The sequence below is a fragment of the Micromonospora sp. NBS 11-29 genome (assembly GCF_002140155.1).
Lineage (GTDB): Bacteria > Actinomycetota > Actinomycetes > Mycobacteriales > Micromonosporaceae > Micromonospora.
In genome coordinates, this window is the sequence record NZ_NAPR01000020.1 from 102,990 (window position 1) to 128,155 (window position 25,166).

General features: G+C 73.6%; 16 protein-coding genes and 7 pseudogenes. 13 read left to right on the plus strand and 10 right to left on the minus strand.

Features of this window, described 5'->3' with window-relative positions; all coding sequences use genetic code 11:
* Positions 1–52: 52 nt before the first annotated feature.
* The gene (locus tag B1205_RS22825; protein ID WP_089157468.1) at positions 53–568 is read right to left on the minus strand and encodes a GNAT family N-acetyltransferase; all 516 of its coding nucleotides are present in this window, start codon (positions 566–568) and stop codon (positions 53–55) included.
* Positions 569–792: 224 nt separating this feature from the next.
* Here B1205_RS22825 and B1205_RS22830 point away from each other — a divergent pair, with 224 nt between their 5' ends.
* From B1205_RS22830 to groL, 3 genes and pseudogenes are all read left to right on the plus strand, one after another.
* Entirely contained in the window at positions 793–996 is a 204-nt protein-coding gene (locus B1205_RS22830; protein WP_067305333.1) for a cold-shock protein, read from the plus strand.
* 111 nt (positions 997–1,107) lie between these two features.
* Complete coding sequence (locus B1205_RS22835; protein WP_089157469.1) at positions 1,108–2,283, plus strand: hypothetical protein; 1,176 nt, start codon at positions 1,108–1,110, stop codon at positions 2,281–2,283.
* Positions 2,284–2,556: 273 nt separating this feature from the next.
* A pseudogene (gene groL / locus B1205_RS22840) lies at positions 2,557–4,015 on the plus strand (chaperonin GroEL).
* Positions 4,016–4,068: 53 nt separating this feature from the next.
* On the opposite strand, the pseudogene B1205_RS22845 reads toward groL, so the two are convergent.
* A pseudogene (locus B1205_RS22845) lies at positions 4,069–4,962 on the minus strand (GNAT family N-acetyltransferase); the annotation flags it as partial.
* Between the two features lie 33 nt (positions 4,963–4,995).
* A pseudogene (locus B1205_RS22850) lies at positions 4,996–7,490 on the minus strand (S8 family serine peptidase).
* 68 nt (positions 7,491–7,558) lie between these two features.
* On the opposite strand from B1205_RS22850, the pseudogene B1205_RS22855 reads away from it, so the two are divergent.
* Both B1205_RS22855 and B1205_RS22860 read left to right on the plus strand, forming a co-directional pair.
* Positions 7,559–9,306, plus strand: a pseudogene (locus B1205_RS22855) (glycerol-3-phosphate dehydrogenase/oxidase).
* A gap of 60 nt (positions 9,307–9,366) precedes the next feature.
* A complete protein-coding gene (locus B1205_RS22860) occupies positions 9,367–9,870 on the plus strand; it encodes a hypothetical protein (protein WP_089157470.1) in 504 nt (167 codons plus the stop codon).
* A 1-nt stretch (position 9,871) separates the two neighbouring features.
* On the opposite strand, the gene B1205_RS22865 is transcribed toward B1205_RS22860, so the two are convergent.
* On the minus strand, positions 9,872–11,272 hold the full coding sequence (locus B1205_RS22865) for an FAD-binding oxidoreductase (protein ID WP_089157471.1): 1,401 nt from the start codon (positions 11,270–11,272) through the stop codon (positions 9,872–9,874).
* A gap of 74 nt (positions 11,273–11,346) precedes the next feature.
* Here B1205_RS22865 and B1205_RS22870 point away from each other — a divergent pair, with 74 nt between their 5' ends.
* Together B1205_RS22870 and B1205_RS22875 are read left to right on the plus strand one after the other, a co-directional pair.
* Positions 11,347–12,588, plus strand: a complete 1,242-nt coding sequence (locus B1205_RS22870; protein ID WP_089157472.1) for an FUSC family protein — start codon at positions 11,347–11,349, stop codon at positions 12,586–12,588.
* 75 nt (positions 12,589–12,663) lie between these two features.
* A complete protein-coding gene (locus B1205_RS22875) occupies positions 12,664–14,082 on the plus strand; it encodes a PrsW family intramembrane metalloprotease (RefSeq protein WP_176308751.1) in 1,419 nt (472 codons plus the stop codon).
* A 139-nt stretch (positions 14,083–14,221) separates the two neighbouring features.
* Here the strand turns inward: B1205_RS22875 and B1205_RS30010 are convergent, their stop codons facing one another.
* Together B1205_RS30010 and B1205_RS22880 are read right to left on the minus strand one after the other, a co-directional pair.
* Positions 14,222–14,389, minus strand: coding sequence for a hypothetical protein (locus B1205_RS30010; RefSeq protein ID WP_176308752.1), 168 nt, complete (start codon positions 14,387–14,389; stop codon positions 14,222–14,224).
* Positions 14,390–14,464: 75 nt separating this feature from the next.
* Positions 14,465–14,757: pseudogene (locus B1205_RS22880) on the minus strand (co-chaperone GroES).
* A 174-nt stretch (positions 14,758–14,931) separates the two neighbouring features.
* Here B1205_RS22880 and B1205_RS22885 point away from each other — a divergent pair.
* Positions 14,932–16,212, plus strand: coding sequence for an AI-2E family transporter (locus B1205_RS22885; RefSeq protein WP_089157531.1), 1,281 nt, complete (start codon positions 14,932–14,934; stop codon positions 16,210–16,212).
* Between the two features lie 53 nt (positions 16,213–16,265).
* Here B1205_RS22885 and B1205_RS33550 read toward each other — a convergent pair.
* Positions 16,266–16,952 (minus strand): annotated as a pseudogene (locus B1205_RS33550) (ATP-dependent DNA helicase); the annotation flags it as partial.
* Between the two features lie 147 nt (positions 16,953–17,099).
* Positions 17,100–18,434 (minus strand): annotated as a pseudogene (locus tag B1205_RS33555) (ATP-dependent DNA helicase); the annotation flags it as partial.
* A 125-nt stretch (positions 18,435–18,559) separates the two neighbouring features.
* Between B1205_RS33555 and B1205_RS22895 the strand changes: the two are divergent.
* The 4 genes from B1205_RS22895 to B1205_RS22910 all read left to right on the plus strand — a co-directional run bounded on the left by B1205_RS22895 (position 18,560) and on the right by B1205_RS22910 (position 21,878).
* Positions 18,560–19,066: a DUF402 domain-containing protein gene (locus tag B1205_RS22895; protein WP_089157473.1), complete on the plus strand. Its 507-nt coding sequence runs from the start codon at positions 18,560–18,562 to the stop codon at positions 19,064–19,066.
* A 77-nt stretch (positions 19,067–19,143) separates the two neighbouring features.
* A complete protein-coding gene (locus B1205_RS22900) occupies positions 19,144–20,121 on the plus strand; it encodes a PPK2 family polyphosphate kinase (RefSeq protein WP_089157474.1) in 978 nt (325 codons plus the stop codon).
* A 121-nt stretch (positions 20,122–20,242) separates the two neighbouring features.
* Positions 20,243–20,869 (plus strand): DUF47 domain-containing protein, encoded by a 627-nt coding sequence (locus B1205_RS22905; RefSeq protein WP_089157475.1) that lies wholly within the window; start codon positions 20,243–20,245, stop codon positions 20,867–20,869.
* Between the two features lie 4 nt (positions 20,870–20,873).
* Complete coding sequence (locus tag B1205_RS22910) at positions 20,874–21,878, plus strand: inorganic phosphate transporter (RefSeq protein ID WP_089157476.1); 1,005 nt, start codon at positions 20,874–20,876, stop codon at positions 21,876–21,878.
* A 61-nt stretch (positions 21,879–21,939) separates the two neighbouring features.
* Here B1205_RS22910 and B1205_RS22915 read toward each other — a convergent pair whose 3' ends face one another.
* Entirely contained in the window at positions 21,940–22,908 is a 969-nt protein-coding gene (locus B1205_RS22915; protein WP_089157477.1) for a Gfo/Idh/MocA family protein, read from the minus strand.
* Positions 22,909–23,490: 582 nt separating this feature from the next.
* On the opposite strand from B1205_RS22915, the gene B1205_RS22920 reads away from it, so the two are divergent.
* Positions 23,491–24,321 (plus strand): NUDIX hydrolase, encoded by an 831-nt coding sequence (locus tag B1205_RS22920; protein ID WP_089157478.1) that lies wholly within the window; start codon positions 23,491–23,493, stop codon positions 24,319–24,321.
* A 65-nt stretch (positions 24,322–24,386) separates the two neighbouring features.
* Here the strand turns inward: B1205_RS22920 and pstB are convergent, their stop codons facing one another.
* Positions 24,387–25,163: a phosphate ABC transporter ATP-binding protein PstB gene (pstB, locus tag B1205_RS22925; protein ID WP_089157479.1), complete on the minus strand. Its 777-nt coding sequence runs from the start codon at positions 25,161–25,163 to the stop codon at positions 24,387–24,389.
* Positions 25,164–25,166 lie beyond the last annotated feature (3 nt).

Consider the following 25,166-nt stretch of genomic DNA (forward strand, 5'->3'; position numbering starts at 1 on the left):
GGCCCCTTCTTAACGCATTCGGTAGAGGAGGGGCCCCTTCTTAACCCCGCCGTCAGGCGGGGCGGCGCATCTGGAGTTCGCGCAGGGCGGGGATGCGGGGGTGCGGGACGCGTACCCCGGTGTCGGTGAAGCCCAGCTTCTGGTAGGCCCGGTAGGCACGGTCGTTGCCGACCACCACCTCCATCATCAACTCCGGTCGCCCGCAGGCCCGCGACCAGGCCGCCACCGCGTCCACCAGCGCGGCGAGCAGCCCGCTGCCGCGCCGGGCCGGGGTCACGTAGACCGCGTAGACCAGCGTCAGCGTCGGCTCGTCGGGGGCGACCGTGCCCCCGGCGTGGCCGACCAGCCGGCCGCCCGGGTCGGCGACGAACTGCGCGGTGTGGTCGCCCCGGGAGACCGCGGCGACCCGCGCGGCGAAGTCGGCGTGCGGTCGCGCGGCGGCCTCGGCCACGGTCTCCAGGAAGGCGAGCGGGCTGTCCGCCAGCATCTCCAATCGGAGCGCCCGCATCCGGGCGGTGTCCTCCGGGCGGAGCCGGCGGACGGTGGTCGGGGCGTGCGCGCTGGTCATGCCGCAATGCTTACCGGATCGCTTCGAAAGCGTGCGCGCAGGTGCCACCGGTGGCCCGGATTATGCCCGATTTGCGGTCGTGCGCCGTCGTCACTCCTCGTGTAGCGTGCGATTTCGGTCACCGATTCAGCGGCCGTCGCCGATCGCCGAAAACCGGTGTGCCACCGGTGCCGGTCCGCCGGTCTCCGGGTGTTGGAACGCCGCGCAGAGTGAGGAAGTGCACCGTGGCACAAGGCACCGTGAAGTGGTTCAACTCCGAAAAGGGCTACGGCTTCATCGCGGTCGACGGCGGGCAGGACGTCTTCGTCCACTTCTCCGCCATCGAGATGGACGGCTACAAGGCGCTCGACGACGGCCAGCGGGTCGAGTTCGAGATCGCCCAGGGCCAGAAGGGCCCGCAGGCCGAGCGGGTTCGCGTCATCGCCTGATCCCGGCCCGGCCGCCGCCGGTGGCCGAACCACCCGACCGGAGGGCTGCGGTGCCGCCCCGCACCGTGGAAGATCATGAGCCGTTCCAGCCATTGCCGCTGAGGAGGGCCCATGTCCGACCTGCCCCCACCGGGCCCCACCGAGCCGGAGTCCGGGACCCCGGACGAGTCGACCCGGCCCGCGTCCACGGCCCCCGGACCGGTGCCGGGGCAGCCGGAGCCATCCGGGCCGCCCGCCCACCCCGCCCAGCCGGGCTACGGCACCGACCTGTCCGGCCCGTCGGGTGCGGGCTCGCCGTCGCACCCCGGTTGGCCGGCCCCGCAGGCGGGCTGGACCTGGCCGGCCGCCAACGCGCCGGGCGTGGCGTACCCCGGTCACCCGATGCCCGGCGCGGCGTACCCCGCGCCGCCGTCGCCCGGCGGCCCCTACGGCTGGTTCCCGGGCCTCGACCCGAACGATCCGCTGGTCACCCCGCCGTACGCCGGTGTCGGTGGCTGGTTCGCGCGGTGTGCCGCAGCGGTACGGCGGAGCTGGCGGCAGCTCGTGCCGATCATGCTGCTCACCCAGGGGGTGCCGGCCGCGGTGATCTCCGTGCTGTCGCTCTTCCTCGTCCCCACCGCCGAGCCGGTGACCGGCCCGGACGGCGCACCGGTGCTGCCCGACGGCTACCTGGAGCACATCTTCGCCTTCTACGGCGTGGTCCTGCTGGCCGCGCTGCTCTTCGGCCCGGTGCAGTGCACCGGCTGGGCCGCCGGAACGTGGGTGGTCGCCCGGCAGGCGGCGGGCGCGCCGGCCGGTCTCGGCCCCGCCCTCCGGTACGGGCTGCGCCGCGCGCTCGGCCTCTGGGGCTGGACCGTCGTCGCCTCGCTGCTGATCACGGTGGGCGCCTGCCTCTGCCTGCTGCCCGGCGTCTACGTCGGGTTCGCGGTGGCGCTGTTCGGCCCGGTCTACCTGTTCGAGCGGCAGGAGCCGATCGGCCGGGCCTGGCGGATGTTCCACCAGCGCTTCGGCATGGTGCTGGGCCGGGTGGCGCTGGTGGGGTGTGCGCTTCTCGCGGCGACCGTGCTGGATCTGGTGATCAGTGGGATCAGCGGGGTGGTGTTCGGCACCGACCCGACGGCGACGCCCGGCACCACGGTCGGGGCGGTGGTGCTGGCGGTGCTGGGCGCGGCGTTGGCCGCCCCGGCCTACCTGGCGCAACTCGTCGGACTGGTCGTCGCGTACGCCGAGCAGCGGGCGCAGGAAGGGCCGGTGAACGCGGCCCGGCTGGCGGCGGAACTCGGCTGAGCGGGGCCGTCGTGCTTGCACTCGGCTAGGGAGAGTGCTAAACAAGTCATTGGCACTCGCGTACGGTGAGTGCCAGAAGGTCGGGGCGGTAGGGCCACGGCCGCGCCGATGCCCCAGGGGTGTCGGTGTGGCACGGGGCCGGTCGTCGCGGGCTGTCCGGCCCGACCGAGGAGACGTCGTCGTCGCCAGGTGGCGACGTCCCCAAGGTGCGTACACCAGACGGCCCATCCGGGCATCCGGGTGGCCCGTGAGTGTCCAGGAGGACAACGCCGTATGGCCAAGATGATCGCGTTCGACGAAGAGGCGCGCCGCGGCCTCGAGCGGGGCATGAACCAGCTCGCCGACGCCGTGAAGGTGACCCTCGGCCCCAAGGGCCGCAACGTCGTGCTCGAGAAGAAGTGGGGTGCCCCCACCATCACCAACGATGGTGTGAGCATCGCCAAGGAGATCGAGCTCGAGGACCCGTACGAGAAGATCGGCGCCGAGCTGGTCAAGGAGGTCGCGAAGAAGACCGACGACGTCGCCGGTGACGGCACGACGACGGCGACCGTCCTGGCCCAGGCCCTGGTCCGTGAGGGCCTGCGCAACGTGGCCGCCGGCGCCAACCCGATGGCCCTGAAGCGGGGCATCGAGGCCGCCGTCGCCAACGTCTCGGAGGAGCTGCTCAAGCTCGCCAAGGACGTGGAGACCAAGGAGCAGATCGCCTCCACCGCCTCCATCTCCGCCGCCGACACCAGCGTCGGCGAGATCATCGCCGAGGCGATGGACAAGGTGGGCAAGGAAGGCGTCATCACCGTCGAGGAGAGCAACACCTTCGGCCTGGAGCTTGAGCTCACCGAGGGCATGCGCTTCGACAAGGGGTACATCTCCGCCTACTTCATGACCGACCCGGAGCGTATGGAGGCCGTCTTCGACGACCCGTACATCCTGATCGTCAACAGCANAAGCCGCTGCTGATCATCGCCGAGGACCTGGAGGGCGAGGCCCTGGCCACCCTGGTGGTCAACAAGGTCCGGGGCACCTTCAAGTCGGTCGCCGTCAAGGCGCCGGGCTTCGGTGACCGCCGCAAGGCCATGCTGACCGACATCGCCATCCTCACCGGTGGCCAGGTCATCAGCGAGGAGGTCGGCCTGAAGCTGGACGCGACCGGCCTCGACATGCTGGGCCGCGCCCGCAAGGTCGTGGTGACCAAGGACGAGACCACCATCGTCGACGGCGCCGGTGACGCCGACCAGATCCAGGGCCGGGTCAACCAGATCCGTGCCGAGATCGACAAGAGCGACTCCGACTACGACCGGGAGAAGCTGCAGGAGCGTCTGGCCAAGCTGGCCGGCGGTGTTGCGGTGATCAAGGTCGGCGCGGCCACCGAGGTCGAGCTGAAGGAGCGCAAGNCCCGGGTGGTGGCGTCGCGCTGGTGCAGGCCGGCAAGACCGCCTTCGACAAGCTGGACCTGGCCGGCGACGAGGCGACCGGCGCGCAGATCGTCAAGATCGCNNTCGTCGAGCGGGTGCGCAACCTCGACCCGGGTCACGGCCTCAACGCCGCGACCGGCGAGTACGTCGACCTGCTGGCCGCGGGCATCATCGACCCGGCCAAGGTGACCCGTTCCGCGCTGCAGAACGCCGCCTCGATCGCCGCGCTGTTCCTCACCACCGAGGCCGTCGTGGCGGACAAGCCGGAGAAGACCCCGGCCGCCCCGGCGGGCCCGGGTGGCGGGGACATGGACTTCTGAGTCCAGCTCCACCAGTACGCCGAGAAGGGGCGGGCCGCGTCAGCGGCNAGCAGGAACACGCGTCCGATCCGGGCGCCGGCCGCGCCGGAGTAGAACGGCACCGGCCCCACCCAGCCGATCTGCGCCGAGGTGAGCCCGGCCGCGGCCTGGTCGCGCAGGCAGCGGCGCAGCAGCACGCCGCCGATCCCGGAGCCCTCGGCCGCCGGGGCGGTGCCCATCGGCCCGAACCAGCTCGGCCGCGCCGACCCGTACGCGGCGAAGCCCAGGATCTCGCCGTCCCGTTCGGCGAGGTGCGCGCCGGCGTCCGGGCGGCCCACCGAGCCGGCCAGTTCGGCGTCCCAGGTGCCGCCGAACGTGGTCCGGGCGAACGCGGCCAGCGCCGGCAGGTCCGCGGGCTCGGCCCGACGTACCGTCACGCCCCGCCCGGCCAGCCGTTGTTCGGCGGCCACGGTGGGCCGCAGCGCCGCCGATCCCTCGGTCAGCTCGGCGGTCATGTTCCAGGCCGTCCGGTCCTGCCGGTAGCCGAGCCGCAGCGCGGCGCAGACCGCCGGGGTGTAGCGGACGTCGACGCCGGGCCAGGCGTAGTGCGGTGGGTTGCCGGCGAGCAGCAGCTCGGTCGCGCCGAGCGCGGCGAACCGGGTCTCCGCGGCGGCCAGCAGCGCCGCGCCGATGCCCTGGCGGCGCTCCGTCGGGGCCACCGCGAGCAGGTCGACGTGGCCGAGCCGGGGATCGGTCGCCGACCGCGACCCGACCAGCACCCCGAGCAGGGTGTCGTCGCGCACCGCGCCGAGCCGCAGCACCGGCCGGTCGGCCTCGGCCCGGTCGGCCACCGAGGCCACCACGGCCGGCGCCTCGGCCGCGTCCTCCGGCAGGTCCAGCGACCGCCGGCAGAGCGCGACGACCTCCGGCAGGCGGTCGCGGCCCAGCTCCACGATCTCGACGTCCATGGCCGCCGACCCTAGGCCATTCCGGCAGGTTTGTTAACCGTTGCGGGCCGCCCGCACCGCCGCGTACGCGTCGACCAGGCCGGCGCCGACCGTGTCCCGGGTGCCGCCGCAGGACGCGCCGGCCGGAACAGTGGCCGGGGAGGCGGTCTCGGTGAGGATCCGCCGGGTCCGCTCCAGGTCCCCGACCAGCGCGGGATTGGCCGACCACATCAGCGCCACCACGCCGGCCACCTGGGGGGTGNCGCCGCGCCGGGGGCCACCAGGTCCGGCTTCGCGGCCGTCCCGGTCGGGCCCCGGCTGGAGAACTCGGTGAGCCGGCGGGCCCGGTCGACCGCGCCGACCGTGAACACGTCCGGGTACGGTGCCGGCGGGTCGGCGATGGAACCGCAGGCCGGGCCGGTGTTGCCGGCGGCGGCCACCACCAGGATGCCGGCCGCGGCCAGCGCGGCGGTCGCCGGGCGCAACGCCCCCGGGTCGCACCCCTCCAGCGGCGGGCAGCCCCACGAGTTGGTCAGCACGTCCGGCGCGCGGTGCGGCCGGCCGTCGGTCAGCGGGTTCCCGCCCGGCGGGAACGGGGCCAGCATGAACTGGAGGCAGTCGAGGTAGCGCGCCGGACTGCCGAGGTTGCGGTCCAGGTTGACGCAGCCGACCCAGCTCGCCCCGGGCGCCACCCCGATCCCGTCGCGGCCCACCGCGCTGCCCAGCGTGTGCGTGCCGTGGCCGCCCCGGTCGGCGGGCGCGCGGCGGTGCTCCCACGGGTCGTACCAGGAGTCGTCGCCGCCCCGGAAGCCGGCCGCCAGCGTCGGATGCCGGCCGTCGACGCCGGAGTCCGAGCTGCCCACCACCACGCCGGCGCCGGTGACGCCCAGCTCCGACCAGACCCGGTCCGCGCCGATCAGCGACACGTTCCAGGTGGGGCCGGTCGGCGCGGGGGCATCGCCGCGGGCCTCCGGAGCCGCCGCGGGCAGCGGGCGCAGGCGCTGGTCGACCAGGACCCGGGCCACCTCCGGGCGGCCGGAGAGCCAGGCCCGCACCGCCGGGCCGCCGTCCGTCTCGATCGCGTTGACCAGGTAGTACGGCGTCGGGTTCAGGCGCATCCGGGTCAGCGTGCGGCGCAGGTCGCCCTGGGTGCCCTCGGCGGTGGCGACCAGCCGCCGGTACACCTCGGCGGCCCGCGCGTCCCGGCCGGCCCGACCCGGCGCACCGGCCGGCAGGCCGCTCAGGTCGGCCTGCTCGCGCAGCACCACCAGCAGCCGCTCGCCGTACAGGCCCGGCTGGCCGGGGACGACGTACACCACCGCCACGGCGGCCAGCAGCGCCCCGGCGGCCAGCGCGGCCGCGCCGCGCCGGGGCGCGCCGGCGCGGGGCCGGGCGAGCAGCACGGCGTACCCGACGGCGAGCAGGACCGCGACGGCGAACGCGGCGCCGGTGCCGACCGCGACCCAGAACGGCACGTCGCGGGTGGCCGACAGCAGCAGCGTGATCTCCTCCGGGTCGGTGAAGGCCAGCGGCCCGGCCAGCGCCAGGCCGACCAGCCACCGCACCGCCGCCGGCCCGGCCGGCCGGCCGGCGTGCCGGGCAGCGGCCTCCAGCGCGCCCAGCACGAACCCGAGCGGTGGCAGCAGGAGCAGCCCGGGCAGTTGCGCGCCGGACTGCCCGGCGCCGGCCGCCAGCAGCGTCAGCGTGACGCCGGCCACCAGGCCTCCGACCAGCACCAGCCGGACCGGCCGGGGCGTCGGACCGGCGGCGAACGCGGCCCAGAACGCGGGCCCGAGCAGCGCCCCGGCGAGCACCCCGAGCGCGGCGGCGGCCAGCCCGGCGAGCAGCGTCTCCAGCGCCCCGCCCAGCGCGCCCACCCAGACCCAGGGCAGCAGCGACGCCAACCCGGCGGCGATCGCCAGCAGCGACACCGCGCCGGGCCGCCGACCCTCGCGCCCCACCGTCGGACCGTCACTCCCGGCCGCCGCCGCCAGGGCGTCCGACCCCGGGGGTACGGCATGGTGCGGGGCCTCGGGGTGGCCCGGCGGCGGTGCGGCGTGGCCGGGCGGGAACGGGGGCACGGCCCGGCCCGGCGTGGTGCCCGGGTTGGGCGGGCGGCGGCGGGCCAACCGGTCGGCGACGAACGCGATCAGCCCGACGGCCACCGCCAGCGCGGCCAGGTACGCCTCGTGGTGCACCGGCGGCAGCGCCCGCAGCAGGGTCCCCGCGCCGAGCGCCAGCGCCCCGACCGTCCAGGCGCGGCCGGTCGCCCGCAGCGCCGGGGAGTGGGGCACCAGCGCCAGCAGCAGCGTCGGCCCGCCGACCAGCAGCACGGTGAGCGTCGCGACCACCGGCCAGACCGCCACCACCCGGTCCGGCCCGGTGACCAGCACCACCTGGTCCACCAGCCAGCCGGTGACCTGGCCGGGCACGGTGACCAGCACGGCCCAGACCCCGGTCGCCACCGCCGCGACGACCGGCCACGGCCCGGCGTCGCGCGGCATCGGCGGTGGGACGGGCGGAGCGGGCGGGCCGGTCAGCATGGTCATCACGGTACGTCCGGGGCGTGTCGTCGTGGTGGTGGGGCGGCTACCGTGGACGGGTGCGCGACCCCAACGTGTCCCGATCCGTGGCCGGCCAGCTCTCCGCCGAGCGCCGCGCCGACGACCTGCGTCGGCTCCGCGCCGAACGGTTCGACGTGCTGATCATCGGGGGTGGGGTGACCGGGGCGGGCGCCGCGCTCGACGCCGCGTCCCGTGGCCTCAAGGTCGCCCTGGTGGAGGGGCGGGACTACGCCGCCGGCACGTCCAGCCGGTCCAGCAAGCTGATCCACGGGGGCCTGCGCTACCTGGAGCAGTTGGAGTTCCACCTGGTCCACGAGGCGCTGACCGAACGCGGCCTGCTCGCCACCCGGCTCGCCCCGCACCTGGTCCGCCCGGTGCCGATCCTGGTGCCGCTGCCGGCCGAGGGCGGGATGCGTGACCTGCCCCGGCGGTTCTTCCGCCGCTCCTACTACGGCCTCGGCGTGGCCGCGTACGACGTGTTCGCCGGGCTGCTCGGCGGTGGGCGCGGGATGCCGCTGCACCGGCACCTGACCCGCGAGGGCGCCCGCCGGGTCTTCCCCAGCCTGCGGCCGGACACGCTGGCCGGCGCGATCCGCTACTACGACGGCCAGGTCGACGACGCCCGCCTGGTGGTGACGCTGGCCCGCAGCGCGGCCAGCCTCGGCGCGACGGTGGTGAACAGCGCCCGGGCGGTCGNCCCGCCGGCTCACCGGACGCCGAGTTCGAGGTACGCGCCCGCACCGTGATCGCCGCCACCGGCGTGTGGAGCGACGACATGTCGCGGATGCTCAACGACGTCGGGCTCCGTCCCGGCCTGCGGGTGCGGGCCTCGAAGGGCGTGCACCTGGTGGTGCCGCGCTCGGCGATCGTCGGCGAGACCGGCCTGATCCTGCGCACCGCGACCAGCGTGCTCTTCGTCATCCCGTGGGGCGGCCACTGGATCATCGGCACCACCGACACCGACTGGCAGCTCGACCGGTCCCACCCGGCCGCCACCGCGAGCGACATCGACTACCTGCTGTCGCAGGTCAACACCGTGCTGGACCGGCCGCTGACCACCGCCGACATCGAGGGCGTCTACGCCGGGCTGCGCCCGCTGCTGTCCGGCGAGGCGGATTCCACCTCGAAGCTCTCCCGGGAGCACGCGGTGGTGGAGCCGATGCTCGGCCTGCTTCTGGTGGCCGGCGGGAAGTACACGACGTACCGGGTGATGGCCGCCGACGTGGTCGACCGCGCGGTGCACCGGCTCGGGTGGACCCGCCCGTCGCGCACCGCCGACCTGCCGCTGCTCGGCGCGGACGGGTACGCCGCCCTGTGGCGGGACCGGGCCGACCTGGCCCGCCGGCACGGGGTGGCGGTCGGGGTGGTCGAGCACCTGCTGGAGCGCTACGGCAACCTCACCCTCGACGTGCTCGCCCTGGTCGACGCCGACCCGCTGCTCGGGTCGCCGCTGGCCGGCGCGCCGGAATACCTCGCCGCCGAGGTGACGTACGCGGCCCGCGCCGAGGGCGCGCTGCACCTGGAGGACGTGCTCACCCGGCGTACCCGGATCTCCATCGAGACCAGCCACCGCGGCCTGGAGTCGGCGGAGCACGCCGCGGAGCTGATGGGCGCGGTGCTCGGCTGGGACGCGGCGGCCCGGGCCCGGGAGGTCGCCCACTACCGGGCGCGGGTGGAGGCGGAGCGGGAGTCGCAGCTCATGGCGGACGACATCGCGGCCGACGCGGCGCGGCTCGGCGCGCCCGACGTGCGCGGCTTCGCGGCCGACCGGGGCAGCGGGCTGCCGGCCGCACCCCGGTAGCACCCCTACCTGCCGATCGACGGGTAGTGCCCGCAACCTACGGAAGTGTAGGTTTCCGGCGTGCTTCGCCCCACCTGGTCGCGCATCCCCGCCGTCGGCGTCGGCGTGCTGCTGGTGACCGCCCTGACCGGCTGCTCACTCCTCAGCGGTGCCGGCACCGCGCCCGGTCCGCGGGGCGCGGCCACACCGACACCGGCCGGGAAACGAGTCACCCTGGTGCAGAAGCTCGGCGCGGACAGCCCGGTCCGCACGCTCGACGTGGACCCGACCGGTCGGTGGCAGTGCCGCGACTGCGCCGGCGACGGCGTCGACGCGACCGGCTCGCTGAACCCGGAACAGGCGCGGCGGCTCCAGCGGATGCTGGCGGATCCGGCGCTGGCCGGCGAAACCGATCAGGCCCGGCAGTACAAGCAGGGCTGTATCGGCGTGCTGACCTCGACGCTGCTCGTCCCGCCGGGGCTGACCGTCACCATCCAGGACTGCCCGGGCGAGCCGAGACCGCCGGTCGCGTACGACGTGCTCCTGTTGCTCACCCAGACCACGCCGGCCGACGACAAGGGCTGACTCAGAGCACCTTGCCCGGGTTGAGCAGCCCGGCCGGGTCCAGCGCCGCCTTGATCGCCTGGTGCACCCGTACGCCCACCGGGCCGATCTCCCGGGCCAGCCACTCCCGCTTGAGCAGCCCCACGCCGTGCTCCCCGGTGCAGGTGCCGCCCAGGTCCAGCCCGAGCCGCATGATCTCGTCGAAGGCCCGCCGGCCCCGGTCCAGGCTCGCCGGGTCGGCCCGGTCGACCACGATGTTGGGGTGCATGTTGCCGTCGCCGGCGTGCCCGACCACGCCGATCGGCACGTCGCAGGACTCGGCGATCCGGGCCACCCCGTCCAGCAGTTCGGCCAGCCGACCGCGAGGCACCGCCACGTCGTCGATGACCAGGCCGCCGTTGCCGCCGGGGAAGGTCTCCGCGGCGAACCGCTCCATCGCCGGGTGGGCCAGCCGTCGGGCCTGGAGCAGCGCGGCGGCCTCGGTCGCGTCGGTGGCCGCGTAGACCTCGTCGGCGCCGGCCGCGGTGCACACCTCGGCGAGCCGCGCCAGGTCGTCCGCGGCCCGCGCGCCGGTGTCCACCGCCGCCAGCAGCAGCGCCTCCGCGTCGGTGCGCAGCCCCATCGGCCGGTACGCCTCGATCGCCCGCAGGTGCGTCCGGTCCAGCAGCTCCAGCAGGCTCGGGGTGAGACCCCGGGCGGCGATGCCGGCCACCGCGTCACCGGCCGCCGCCGTGGTGGGGAAGACCGCGACCAGGGTCAGCGACGCCTCGGGTGCCGGGCGCAGCGCCACCGTCACCTCGGTGATCACGCCGAGCGTGCCCTCCGAGCCGACGAAGAGCCGGGTCAGGTCGTACCCGGCGACGCCCTTGGCGGTGCGCCGGCCGGTGCGCAGCACCTCGCCGGAGGCGAGCACCACCTCCAGGCCGAGCACGTACTCGGTGGTCACGCCGTACTTCACGCAGCACATGCCGCCGGCGTTGGTGGCCACGTTGCCGCCGATCGTGGACGACTCCCAGGAGCCGGGGTCCGGCGGATACCAGAGGCCGTGCGCCCGGACCGCCCCGCCCAGCGCCGCGTTGACCACGCCCGGCTGCACCACGGCGATCCGGCCGACCGGGTCGATCTCCCGGATCCGGTCCATCGCCACGGTGCTCAGCACCATCGCGCCGGCCACCGCGTTCGCCGCGCCGGCCAGCCCGGTCCGCGCACCCTGCGGCACCACGGGTACGCCGTGCCGGCCGGCCGCCCGCACCGCGGCCACCACCTCCTCGGTGTCCCGGGGGCGGACCACCACCAGCGGGGTGCCCGACCCGCACAGGTCGGCCTCGTCCCGCTCGTGCCCGGCCAACAGGTCCGGGTCGGTCAGCACAGCGGCCTCGCCGAGCGCGGTCCGCAGGTCGTCGAGGAGGGGATGGGCGGCCATGCCGGGAAGGCTACCGGCGTGGCCGTCGCCGGGCACCCGGGGATTGTGCGCAGGCGAGACGGGTAGTACCCGCCATGGCCCGGGACCGACGACCGCCGCTCCTGCGACGGCTGACGTCGCGCGCGGGTCGCGGTGACCCCCCGGAGAACGCCGCCCTCGCCGACGAGTTGCGCGAGCGCAGCCGGGCCACCCTGCACGACCGGGTGCACCGGGTGCGGACCGCGTTCGGCCTGGCCGTGCAGGCCGGGCTCGCGGCCGGGTTGGCGTACCTGATCGCGCACCGGGTGCTGCACAACCCGCAGCCGGTCTTCGCCCCGATCTCCGCGGTGGGCACGCTGGCCGCCTCGGTCGGCCAGCGGTTCCGGCGTACGGTCGAACTGATCGTCGGGGTGGCGATCGGCGTGCTCGTCGGCGACGTGCTGATCTACTTCCTCGGCACCGGCGCGTGGCAGCTCGCGCTGGTGGTGACCTCGGCCATCCTGCTGACCATCTTCGCCGGGGCCAGCGTGGCCGTCGTGATCCAGGCGGCGGCCACCGCGGTGCTGATCGTGACGCTCAGCCCGTCCACCGAGAATCTGGAGTTCCCCCGCTTCGTCGACGCGTTACTCGGCGGCACCATCGCGTTGCTGGTCACCGCCGTGCTGCTTCCGCTGAACCCGCTCCGGGTGATCAACCGGGCCGCGCGGCCGGCGCTGAACCTGCTGGCCGACCAGCTCGACACCTGCGCCCACGCGCTGCGCGAGCGGGACCGGGGCGCGGCGCAGCGGGCGCTGTTCCGGCTGCGGGAGAACAAGGACGAGCTGACCGCGCTCGGCGAGGCGATCGAGGGCGCCAAGGAGACCATCACCATCTCGCCGGCCCGCTGGCACCGGCGCAGCGAGCTGACCCACTACGCGGAGGCGGCGGACCCGATCGACCGGGCGATGCGCAACAGCGGCACGCTGATCCGCCGCACGGTCACCCTGATCGAGGACGAGGAGCCGATCCCGGCGCCGATGCCGGACGCGGTCGCCCACCTCGCCGAGTCGGTACGCCTGCTCCGGCACGAGTTCGCCGCCGGGGAGGAGCCGGACAAGGCCCGGCAGCGGACGCTGCGCGCGGTCAGCGAGGCCGGCCGGGCGTACCACGAGGGGGTCGGCTTCTCCGGCAGTGTGGTGGTCGCCCAGGTGCGGACCGCCGCCAGCGACCTGATGGTGGCCTCCGGCATCGACCAGGAGGACGCGAACCGCCTGGTCCGCCACGCCTTCGACGAACACCACCGCACCCCCGACTCCGCCCTCACCCCCCAACCCCCCACCGCCCCACCGGTCGGTTGACCGCCCTCCTCATGATCGACGGGCGCTTCCGGTTTGGTCCGGGGTGAGTGGGGCGCGGGTGGTTAGGCTGACCGCATGGCCGACAACCCGCCCGGTGGAGCACTGCCGCCGTCCGCGCCCACCGCCCCGCCGCCGGGGGGTCCGACGCCACGGATGCCGTTGCGGCGGCTCGGCTGGCGGCGCTTCCTGGTGCTGGCCGCGGTGGTGCTGCTGATCGCGGCCGGCGCGCTGTTCATGGTCTTCACGCTGGGCGAGAGCCTGGGCGCCGAGGCGTTGCTGGTCGGCGTGATCGCGGCGATCCTGCCGGTGCCGGTGCTGGTCTCCTGCTTCCTCTGGCTCGACCGCTACGAGCCCGAACCGCTGAAGTACCTGGTCTTCTGCTTCGCCTGGGGGGCGTTCGTCTCCACCGCCATCTCGCTGCTGGTCAACGAGACCGGCGCGAAGCTGTTCGAGGACTGGGGGCTGCCCGCCGCGCTGACCGCCGTGCTGGTCGCGCCGTTCATCGAGGAGTTGACCAAGGCGGCCGGCCCGATCCTGCTGCTGATCTTCCGGCGGCGGGAGTTCTCCGGGATCACCGACGGCCTGGTCTACTGCGGGCTCTCCGCGGTCGGGTTCGCCATGGTGGAGAACATCCTCTACCTGGGCGGTTACGGCTACCGCACCGGCGTGGAGGAGTACGGCCCGGCCACCGGCGCGCAACAGGTGATCGCGATCTTCATCGTGCGCATCCTGCTGTTCGGCTTCGCCCACCCGTTGTTCACCTCGATGACCGGCGTCGGGCTGGGCGTCGCCGCGCGTACCGCCGACCGGCGGGTGCGGATCCTCGCCCCGCTCGCGGGCCTGCTGGTGGCGATGATGCTGCACGGCACCTGGAACCTGATCCCCTCACTGGCGCAGGCCACCGGGCAGACGGTGATCGTGCTCTACGGCTACATCGGCGTGATGGTGCCGATCTTCTTCGCCATGGTGGGGCTGGCCGTCTGGCTGCGCGCCTGGGAGGGTCGGCTCACCGAGCGCACGTTGCCCGACTACGTCCGGGCCGGCTGGCTCACCCCGCCGGAGGTGGCCGCGTTGGGCAGCCTGGGCCGGCGACACGCGGCCCGCGCCTGGGCCCGACGGGTGGCCGGCGACGGCGGCGTCAAGGCGATGCGCGGCTACCAGTTCGCCGCGACCCGGCTGGCGTTGCTGCGCGACGGGATGCGCCGCGGCCTGGACCGCAAGCCCGCCGAGCGGGAATGGACGGCGCGGGAGGAACGGGAGCTGCTGGACGCGATCACCGCGTACCGTTCGTTCTTCGTCGGTCGTGACCCCCAGGCTCCGGTCGGAGTCTGGGATGGGCAGCGCTACCACCTGCGTTTCCCGGACGGCTCGCAGCGCGCGGTGGAGGCGCCGGACGAGCCGGTGGTGCCGATCCCGGTGGTGCTGGCCCCGCCGCCGCCCGCGCCCGGCTGGCACGACTCGCGCCCCTCCGTCCCCTGGCACCCGCATGGCTGAGTCGGGACGCCGAGAAGGTGTCAGGCGCGGTACGTCTCCAGCATGAGGTCGGTGTAGGCCGGCATCAGCTAAAGTTTGCCACGAAGCGGTGATTTGTCAGTGACTGGCAAACCGGGGTTTCGTGGCAAAGTTGCTGAGGTCAGCTCATCAGGCCGGTGAGGAAGTCGCCCAGACCCTGGGCGATCGCCACCAGCGCGGCCCCGATCCCCCGGAACAGCTGCGCGGCACCGTCGGGCCGGAACGCCATGAAGTAGATCAGGAACACGAGGAACCCCCAGGCGAGAATCCTCTTGATCACGATCGGCATGGTCCCTCCCCAGGGCGCACTGAGGTGCCTGGGCTTCCCGCCGGGCAGCGCCGCAAACAGCGCGGCGAGGCAGGGCTACAGGTAGAGACCGGTCGAGCCGGCGGCGGTCGTCTCCACCCGCTCGGCCGCCACGGCGTGCACGTCCCGCTCNCGTAGAGCACCCGGTCCCCGGCGACGACGGAGCGGACGTTCGGGCCCACGCCGACCGCGGTGGCCCAGGCCAGTCGTTTGCCGACCGCCGCGGTCGCCGGGATCACGATGCCGGCGGTGGAGCGGCGTTCCCCCTCGGCACCCTCGTTGCGCACCAGCACGCGGTCGTGCAGGAGGCGGATGGGCAGCCCGGCGTCGAGACTCTCATCGGGGGTCACGCGAAGACGCTACCGCGTGCCGGTCGGCGGCCCTCGCCGTGGTTGGCGGGTGCGGCGGTGGGGCAATGTGTGGCGGAGCCGCCCTAGGGTGGGGCGGATGGACGTATCCTGTCCCCCCTGTGACGTGGGTGGACGGAGCTTTTGCGGGAGGTGCGCTTGAGCCGCTTCGAGCGGATGCGCGGGCGGCTCCGCCGCGCGTACGAGTCGGGCCGGGAGTCGGCCCGGTCCCGCCGGGTCGACCCGGAGGCGGCGCCTGGGGAGGCGGGTGTGGCCTCGCCCACCTCGCCGGGTCCGGTGGCGTCCCCGGCGGCGACCGTGGTGGGCGCCGAGCCGCCCGCCCCGATGCACACCTCCACGGTGAGCCGCGACGACACCGAGGTGCCGCACGCCCTGCGGATCGCCGCCGCCTGGTGCTGGCGTCTGATCGTGATCGGCATCGTGACCTGGGCGCTCCTGCGGATCGTCGGCACGATCAGCATCGTGATCATCCCGCTGACCGTCGCGCTGCTGCTCTCGGCGTTGCTCGCCCCGGCGGTCGGCTGGCTGCTCAAGGCCCGGTTCCCCCGCTCGCTGGCGACCGGCGTGGTGCTGGTCGGTGGCCTGGCCGCGGTGGTCGGCACGCTGACGCTGGTGGTCAACGAGTTCATCCAGGGTGTGCCGGAGCTGAGCGAGAAGTCCTCCCAGGGCGTCCGGCAGATCCAGGACTGGCTCAAGACCGGCCCGCTGCACCTGTCCGACAGCCAACTCGACCGCTACATCAACGAGGCGCAGAACTGGATCAACGGCAACACCGAACGGTTCACCAGCGGCGCGCTCAGCACCGCCACCACGCTCGCCGAGGTGCTCACCGGCACCGTCCTGGTGCTCTTCGCGACGTTCTTCTTCCTCCGCGACGGCAACAACATCTGGCGGTTCCTGGTGCGCCTGCTGCCGGTCGCCGCGCGCTGGAAGGTCGACGACGCCGGCCGGGCGTCCTGGGCCACGCTCGGCGCCTACGTCCGGGCCACCGTGCTGGTCGCCTTCATCGACGCCGTGGGCATCGGCATCTTCCTGGTGATCTTCGACATCCCGTTCGCGTTCCCGCTGGCCGCGCTGGTCTTCCTGGGCGCGTTCATCCCGATCGTCGGCGCGTTCCTGTCCGGCGTGGTGGCCGTGCTGGTGGCGCTGGTCGACAGCGGCCCGGGAATCGCGCTGGTCATTCTCGCCGCGGTGGTCGGCGTGCAGCAGATCGAGGGCCACGTGCTCCAGCCGCTGATCATGGGCCGGGCGGTGGCCATCCACCCGCTCGCCGTGATCATCGGCATCGCCGCCGGCGTGGTGCTGGCCGGCATCGCCGGTGCGCTGGTCGCGGTGCCACTGATCGCCGTGCTCAACACCGCGGTCCGCCGGCTCGCCGCGCGTACCGTGCCGGACACCCCACCGGACGCGGTGGTGGTCGCCTCCCAGGCGCCCTGACCCGACCCGACCCGCCGACGCCCGCGTCACCCCGCTCCGGGGAGGCGCGGGCGTCAGCTCTTCGCCAGGCGCTCCAGCGCGCCCCGGGCCACCTCCGGGCGGGTGGTGTACCAGAACGGCGGCAGCGAGCGGCGCAGGAACGGGCCGTACCCGCGCGCCGTCTCCAACCGCGAGTCCAGCACCGCCACCACGCCCCGGTCGCCGGTGGCCCGGATCAGTCGCCCGACGCCCTGCGCCAGCCGCACCGCCGCGATCGGCACGCTGACCGCCGCGAAACCGGAGCCGCCGCCCGCGTCCACCGCCGCCGCGCGGGCCGCCGCGAGCGGCTCGTCCGGGCGGGGGAAGGGCAGCCGGTCGATCACCACGAGCTGGCAGGCGTCGCCCGGCACGTCCACCCCCTGCCAGAGCGACATCACCCCGAACAGGCAGCTCTCGCGCTCCTGGCGGAACCGGCGGACCAGCAGCGGCAGCGCCTCCTCGCCCTGCAACAGCACCGGCAGGTCGGTCCGCGCGCGGAGCAGCTCCGCGGCCTGCTGCGCGGCCCGTCGCGACGAGAAGAGCCCGAGGGTACGCCCACCGAGCGCGCCGACCAGCGCCAGCAGCTCCTCGCCGGCCGCCGTGGGCAGCCCGGAGACGCTGGGGCGGGGCAGGTGCGCGGCGACGTAGAGGATGCCCTGCCGGGCGTAGTCGAACGGCGAGCCGACGTCGAGCGAGCGCCAGCCGGGCCCCTCGGTGGCCGGAACCGTGCCGATTGCCGCCCGGCTGCCCTCGGTGCTCGCCACCAGGGCCGGGCCGGACCTGCCCTCAGTGCTCGCCACCGGGGCCGGGCCGGCGGTGCGACCGGCCGCGGTCGCGGTGGCCAGCGCGGCGGCGGCCGGCGACGGCGGGGCGGGCGGCGGCGCCTCCAGCCCCAGCGCCCGCGCCACCGTGTCGAAGCGCCCGCCCAGCGCCAGCGTCGCCGAGGTGGCGACCACGGTGCGTTCGTCGTAGAGGTGGGTGGCGAGCGTGCCGGCCACCGACAGCGGCGCCACCACCAGCGCCCGGCGGCTGCCGTTCTCCGGCTTCTCCACCCAGGCCACGTCGTGGTCACCCCCCTCCAGCAGCCGCTGGGCGGTGGTGGACAGCTCGTCCAGCACGGCCTTGGCCTGCTGCTTGCGGACCGGGTCGGGGTCGTCGGCCTTCACGTCGCCGATCGCCTCCAGCGCGGCCCGGGTCGCGGAGTCGAGCAGCGTGCACGCCTCCCGCAACGCCGGCGGCAGGCCGGCGGTGAGCCGGCCGGCCGGCGCCTCGGCCAGCCCCACGGCCAGCGCGTCACCGGCCTCGGTGAGCCGGTCGGCGACGTCCGGCCGGAGCAGCGGGCGGGCCCGCCGGGTGGACCGGTCGATCAGCTCGGGCACCAGCTCGGCCTGGGCCGCCGAGGAGACGCGGTCGGCCAGCTCGTGGGCCTCGTCCACCACCAGCAGCTTGTGCGGTGGCACGATGTGCCGCCCGGCGAGCATGTCGACGGCGAGCAGGCTGTGGTTGGTCACCACGATGTCGGCCTCGCGGGCGCGGGCCCGGGACGCCTCCGCGAAGCACTCCTGCCCGAACGGGCAGCGGCTCGCGCCGACGCACTCCCGGGCCGGCATCGAGACGCTGCGCCAGACCTGGTCGTCGACGCCCGGATCCAACTCGTCGCGGTCGCCGGTGGCGGTCTCCTCGGCCCAGTCACGCAGCCGCTGCACCTGCTTGCCCAGCCGGCCGGCCTCGCCGAGCCACTTCGTGGCGCCGGGGCGGGGCGCGTCGAAGAGCGCCTCGTCCGGCTCGTCCTCGACCGAGCTGTCCAGCCGGGCCAGGCACAGGTAGTGGTGGCGACCCTTGAGCACGGCGAAGGTGGGGCGGCGGCCGAGCACCGGCTCGACCGCGTCGGCCAGCCGGGGCAGGTCGTGCTCGACGAGCTGGGACTGCAACGCCAGGGTGGCGGTGGAGATCACCACCGGGCCGTCCACGGTCAGCGCCGGGGCGAGGTAGGCCAGGGACTTGCCGGTGCCGGTGCCGGCCTGCACCAGCAGGTGCTCGCCGGAGGCGATGCTCCGCTCGATCGCCTCGGCCATCTGCTGTTGGCCGGGTCGGGCCGCGCCGCCCGGGACCGCGCCCACCGCGGCGGCCAGCAGCTTCCCGCCGTCGGGACGGCCACTGCGGCGCTTCCTGGATGCGGCGGTGGCGGTGCGGGACGGAGTCACGGTGCGACCGTACCCGCCGGCACCGACGCCGGTCCCGCCGCTCCGGCGGCGTGGCGCGGCCGGCGGGTCGCGTCCGGTCACCTGTCGATCGCGTGGCGTGGCCGGAATCGGTTAGGGTGCGAGACATGCCGAGCGACGTGGTCCGCGTGATCTACCGCAAGTACGACGGCAGCGCCCACCGCGACTACCCGGCCCGCCGCCTGGCCGAGGACGACCTCGGCGTGTGGCTCGGCGTGCCGGCCGGCACCGAGTCCGTCTACCATGGTCGGCCCTCGGTCGAGCAGATCCCGTTCGTCCTGCTGGTGCCCCGTTCCGGCTGGTGGACGGGCATGTTCAACCCGCCGCCGCGCACCAGTGAGGTCTACTGCGACATCGCCACCCCGGCCCGGTGGGAGGGCGAGGAGACGGTCCATCTGATCGACCTCGACCTGGACGTGGTGCGCCGGCGCGAGACCGGCGTCGTCGAGCTGCGCGACGAGGACGAGTTCGCCGAGCACCGGGCCCGGTGGAACTACCCGGACGACCTGGTCGTCGAGGCCGAGGCGGCGGCCCGCTGGCTGCTCGGCGCGCTCGGCGACGGGAGCGAGCCGTTCGCCACCTCGTACCGGAAGTGGTTGGCCCTGGTGGTCTGAGCCGGGGCGAAGCGGATGTAGCGGATGTGTCGGACGCTCCGTACCCATGATCGGGCCCGGCGGGTGAAGATCAGGGAATGACTGGGGTGGTGAGGCCCGAGGGCGGGTCGATGCGGACGTTGTTGCGGGTGGGGCCGGGCGCGGTGGACCTGGCGGCGATCGATCCCCGCTCGACCCCGGGGCTGCCGGCGGCGGCCGGGCACGGTCCGGCGCGCAAGGAGTGGGCCCGGGGCCAGGTGGGGCTGCTCGGCGCGGAGCTGGCCCGGCAGCAGGAGATGCTGTACGCGACCGCGGGCGCGGCCGGCGCGGGGAGCGCCACCAGCGCGCCCAGCCAGGCCGGTGCGGATCTGGCCGAGGGTCGGCCGGGTCGGGTGCTGCTGGTGCTCCAGGCCATGGACTGCGGCGGCAAGGACGGCACGGTCAAGCGGGTGGCCGGCGCGATGAACCCGCTCGGGCTGCACATCCGCTCGTTCGGCCCGCCGACCGAGGAGGAACTGCGGCACGACTTCCTGTGGCGGATCCGGCGGGCGCTGCCGCCGCCCGGGTACGTGGGCGTGTTCAACCGCTCGCACTACGAGGACGTGCTCATCGCCCGGGTGGAGGGGCTGGTCGACGAGGACACCTGGCGCTCCCGGTACGCGCTCATCAACGACTTCGAGCGGGAGCTGGCCGAGCAGGCGGTCACCGTGGTCAAGGTCATGCTGCACATCTCCTACGCCGAGCAGGCCGAGCGGCTGATGGAGCGGCTCACCGACCCGACGAAGTACTGGAAGTACAACCCGAGCGACCTGGACACCCGGGCACGCTGGGACGACTACCACGCCGCGTACGCCGAGGCGCTGGAGCGTTGCAGCACGGATGCCGCGCCGTGGTTCGTGGTGCCGGCGGACCGTAAATGGTATCGGGACTGGGCGGTGGCCCACCTGCTGCGGGAGACGTTCGCCGGGTTGGATCTGGGGTATCCGCCTGCCGATTTCGACGTCGAACGGGAGCGTGGGCGGCTGCGTGACCAGGATGGAAAGCATCCAGGTGAACAGCAGGTGAACGAGCGGTGAATCGGGCCTGACCAGGGGTGGGCCGGTCGATGCCCGGTTCCACCGTGTCCCTAGCATGCCCAGAGCAGACGCCTCTCGTAGGCGGCGGCCACCCTTCCACCGACACGACGAGGTCCGTGCTGTGAAGTTTTCCTTCCGTCCCACCGAGGGCGCCTTCTACGAGCTCTTCACCAGGGCCGCGCAGAACCTGGTGAAAGGGACCGATCTGCTCAACGAGCTGGGCCTGCCCGGTGCCGACGTGCAGTCGATCAGCGAGCGGCTGACCGAGGTCGAGCACGACAGCGACCAGATCACGCACGACCTGTACAAGAAGATCAACTCCACCTTCATCACGCCGTTCGACCGTGAGGACATCTACCGGCTGGGCTCGCTGCTCGACGACGTGATGGACCACCTGGAGGCGGTCGGGAACCTGCTCTACCTGTACGGCCTGACCAAGCTGCCGTCGCTCCCGCGCGAGCTGCACGAGCTGGTCAACGTGCTCGACCAGCAGGCCAAGCTCACCGCCGAGGCGATGCCCCGGCTGAAGTCGATGAAGGATCTTGAGGACTACTGGATTGAGTGCAACCGGCTCGAGAACGACGGCGACCAGGCGTACCGGATGCTGCTGGTCCGCCTCTTCTCCGGTGAGTACGACGCGCTCACGGTGCTGAAGATGAAGGAGGTGGCCGACGAGCTGGAGGCCGCCTGCGACGCCTTCGAGCACGTCGCCAACACCGTCGAGACCATCGCGGTCAAGGAGTCCTGATCCCGTGACACCCGAACTCATCGCCGTGCTGGCGGTGATCGCGGTCGCCATGGCGTTCGACTACACGAACGGCTTCCATGACGCGGCCAACGCGATTGCCACCAGCATCTCCACCCGGGCGCTGACGCCCCGGATCGCCCTCGGGCTGGCCGCCGTCGGCAACTTCGTCGGCGCGCACTTCGGCGCCGGGGTCGCCAAGACGGTCGGCGACGGACTGGTCACGCTACCGACCGGGGTGGAGAGCCTCGGCGTGGTCTTCGCCGGCGTACTCGGCGCGATCGCCTGGAACCTGATCACCTGGTACTTCGGCCTGCCGTCCTCCTCCTCGCACGCCCTCTTCGGCGGCCTGGTCGGCGCGACCCTGTTCGCCGCCGACGGCATCGTCCAGTGGGGCAACATCGTGGAGAAGGTCCTCCTCCCGATGGTGCTCTCCCCGGTGGTCGGCCTGGTGCTCGGCTTCCTGGTGATGCTGGCGATCATGTGGCTGTTCCGGAAGGGGCAGCCGGGCAAGCTGAGCCGCGGTTTCCGCTGGGCGCAGACCGTGTCCGCGGCCGCCATGTCGGTCGGCCACGGCATGCAGGACGCCGCCAAAACCATGGGCATCATCGTGCTGGCGCTCTACACCGGCGGTTTCCAGGAGAGCAAGACGCACATCCCCGGCTGGGTGTTCTGGACCTCCGCCACGATGCTGGCGCTCGGCACGTACGCGGGCGGCTGGCGGATCATCCGGACGCTGGGCCGGAAGATCATTGACCTCGGCCCGGCGGAGGGCTTCGCGGCCGAGACCGTGGCCAGCGCGGTGCTCTACTTCAACGCGCTGGTGCTCAAGGCCCCCATCTCCACCACGCACACGATCACCTCGGCGATCATGGGCGTGGGCGCGACCAAACGGCTCTCCGCGGTGCGCTGGAACGTGGCCGGCAACATCGTGATCGCCTGGATCATCACGTTCCCGGCCGCCGCTGCCATCGCCTGCCTCGCGTACCTCCTGGTCCGCCCGCTGTTTTAAGGAAGGGCCCCCGCTTAACGCCTCCGGTATAGCAGGGGCCCCTTCTTAACGGGGCCCCTACTTACCCGTAGGAGACGCCGATCCGGGCCTTGATGTCGTCGATCAGGGTCATGACCTCCAGCGTGGCGGCGTGCGGCACCAGCGGGCTCTCGGTCAGCCCGGCCGCCAGGCAGCGCTGCACCTCGATCGCCTCGTACTGGTAGCCGCCGCCGGTCAGGTCGGCCGGGATGGTCTCCGGCTCGGCGTCGAGCCGGTGCAGCACCGCCGATCCCGGCCGGAAGAACGGCTCCGGCAGGTCGATCCGACCGGCGGTGCCGGTGATCGAGGCGGTGATCGCGGTCGCGCCGACCATGCCGCAGCTCAACGTGGCCACCGCTCCGGAGTCCCAACCCAGGACGATGCCGGTGTTCTCGTCCACCGCCTCCGGGCTCAACCGGGCCCACGCCTGCACATGCTGCGGCGGGCCGAGCACCAGGTGGGCCAGGCTCAGCGGGTAGACGCCGAGGTCCAGCAGCGAGCCCCCGCCCAGCGCACGGTTCCGCATCCGGTGCTCCGGCGGGAACGGCCCGGCCACCCCGAAGTCGGCCCGGACGTGGGTGACGTCACCGATCGCGCCGTCGGAGATCAGCTCCAGGACCCGCAGGATCAGCGGGTTCGTGCGCATCCACATGGCCTCCATGAAGAAGACCCCGCGGGCGCGTGCCGTCTCGACCAGCTCGGTGGTGGTGGGCAGGTCCAGCGTGCAGGGCTTCTCCACCAGCACGGCCTTGCCGCCGGCCAGGCAGGCGAGCGCCGCCTCGTGGTGCGCGGCGTGCGGCGTGGCCACGTAGATCGCGTCCAGGTCCGGGTCCGCGGCCAGCTCGGCCCAGGAGGCGTACGCTCGCGGCACGTCGTGCTGTTGTGCGAACTTCTCGGCGCTCTCCCGGGTACGCGATCCGACCGCCACCAGTTCGGCACCGGGCACCAGCCGCAGGTCGGCGGCGAAGCAGGCGGCGATGTGTCCGGTGGCCAGAATTCCCCAACGCGTCATGCCCGAACGCTATCCCGGCCCGTTACGCCGCCAGCAAGGTGATCCACCCGTCGGGATGGCAGGGCCTGGCCGGCCACTTCCGCGACCAGCGCGTGCCCATCGCTGCTGAGCCAGGTGCTGACGCTCGTGTCGGCCGAGACACCCTGCCCCGTCAGCGACAGCACACCGGCCCGCCGATGTGCACACGGAGCGTCATCGTTGCCGAGTGTGACGGTCCCTGGTCCGATCGGGGCGGGGGTGCTGCCCCTGGGGCAGGCACAATGGACATTTGCCGCCCTGGTCGCCGCCAGCGATGTTGCCCTGCGGCCGCCTTTGCTCTGCAGCCATGAACGCAGCGGTCATCGACGGTTGCGGTTGCGCGATTGGCTGCAGAGCAAAGGGGGTGGAAGGTCATCCATGTGGAAGAGGGCTCGGTTACGGACGGTGATGAACCGAGGGTCAGCTTCCGGGGATCGACCGCCGCGGCTGGGAGCAGGGAATCGCGGACATCGTGCCGGTCTGCCCCGTGCGGATCACCCGGCCCGGTTCCTCCACGGGATCCGGCCCGCACCGGTCTGCCGTACCCGGAACTAGGCTCGGGTCATGACGATCGACGGCTTCGCCGCACCCCCCGCCCTGGTGGAGCACGCCCGCCGGTTCCACGCCGAGGGCGGCGTGGCCGCGGTGCCCCGGGTCGCCGCCACCGTGCTGCTGCTCCGCCCGGCCGGCGGCGACGGCTTCGAGGTCTACCTGATCCGGCGGTTGGCGGCGATGACGTTCGGCGGGATGTACGCGTTCCCCGGCGGCGGGGTGGACCGCTCCGACTCGGAGGCGCACCTCGGCTGGGCCGGGCCGGGGCCGACGGGCTGGGGGGAACGGCTCCGGCTCGACGCGGCAGCCGCGCAGGCGGTGGTCTGCGCCGCTGCCCGCGAGGTCTTCGAGGAGGCGGGCGTGCTGCTGGCCGGCCCGGACGGCGGGACCGTGGTCGGCGACGTCAGCGGCGACGACTGGGAGGCCGCTCGGCAGGACCTGGTGGGCCGGCGTACCGGGTTCGCCGACCTGCTGGCCGGGCGCGGCCTCACGCTCCGGTCCGACCTGCTGCTGCCGTGGAGTCGGTGGATCACTCCCGAGTTCGAGCCGCGCCGCTTCGACACGTACTTCTTCGTCGCCCTGCTGCCCGAGGGGCAGCGGACCCGCGACGTGTCCGGCGAGGCCGACCACACGCTCTGGCTGCGCCCGGCGGACGCGCTGGCACGGGCGGAGGCGGGGGAACTGACCATGCTGCCGCCGACCATGGTCACGCTCGCCGAGGTCGCCGCCGGCGGCGACCTGAGCGGCGTGGCCCGCGCGGCGGCGCGGCGCGATCCGGGTACGCCGATCATGCCGCGAATCGCGGACCTGGACGGGCCCACGCCGCGCTTCCTGCTGAGCTGAGCGAGGTTGTTAAGAAGGGCCCCCTGTTATGCAGAATGCGTTAACCGGGGGCCCTTCCTTGCACCTCAGCCGAAGCGGCCGGTGATGTAGTCCTCGGTCTTCTTCTGGCTGGGGTTGCTGAAGATCTTCTGGGTGTTGTCGTACTCGATCAGGCGGCCCGGGTCGCCGGTCTTCTCGATCGAGAAGAAGGCGGTGCGGTCGGACACCCGCGCTGCCTGCTGCATGTTGTGCGTGACGATGATGATGGTGAACTTGTCCTTGAGCTGGAACATCAGGTCCTCGATGGCCAGCGTGGAGATCGGGTCCAGCGCGGAGCAGGGCTCGTCCATCAGCACCACCTGCGGCTCGACCGCGATCGTGCGCGCGATGCAGAGCCGCTGCTGCTGACCGCCGGAGAGACCGGCGCCGGGCTTGGCCAGCCGGTCCTTCACCTCGTCCCACAGGTTCGCCGAGCGGAGCGCCTTCTCGGCCGCCTCCTCCAGGATCGACTTGCGCCGGACGCCGTTGAGCTTCAGGCCGGCCACCACGTTCTCGAAGATGCTCATGGTGGGGAACGGGTTCGGCCGCTGGAAGACCATGCCGATCATCCGGCGGACCGCGGTGACGTCCACGTCGCGGTCGTAGACGTCCTGGCCGTCGATGGTCAGGTTGCCCTCGACCCGGGCGCCGGGCAGGACCTCGTGCATCCGGTTGATCGACCGCAGGAAGGTGGACTTGCCGCAGCCGGACGGGCCGATCAGGGCGGTCACCGTCTTCGGCTCGACGGTCAGGTTGATGTTCTCAATCGCCTTGAAACCGCCGTAGTAGGCGGTGACGTTGGCGGCTTCGACGCGCTTGGCCATGGT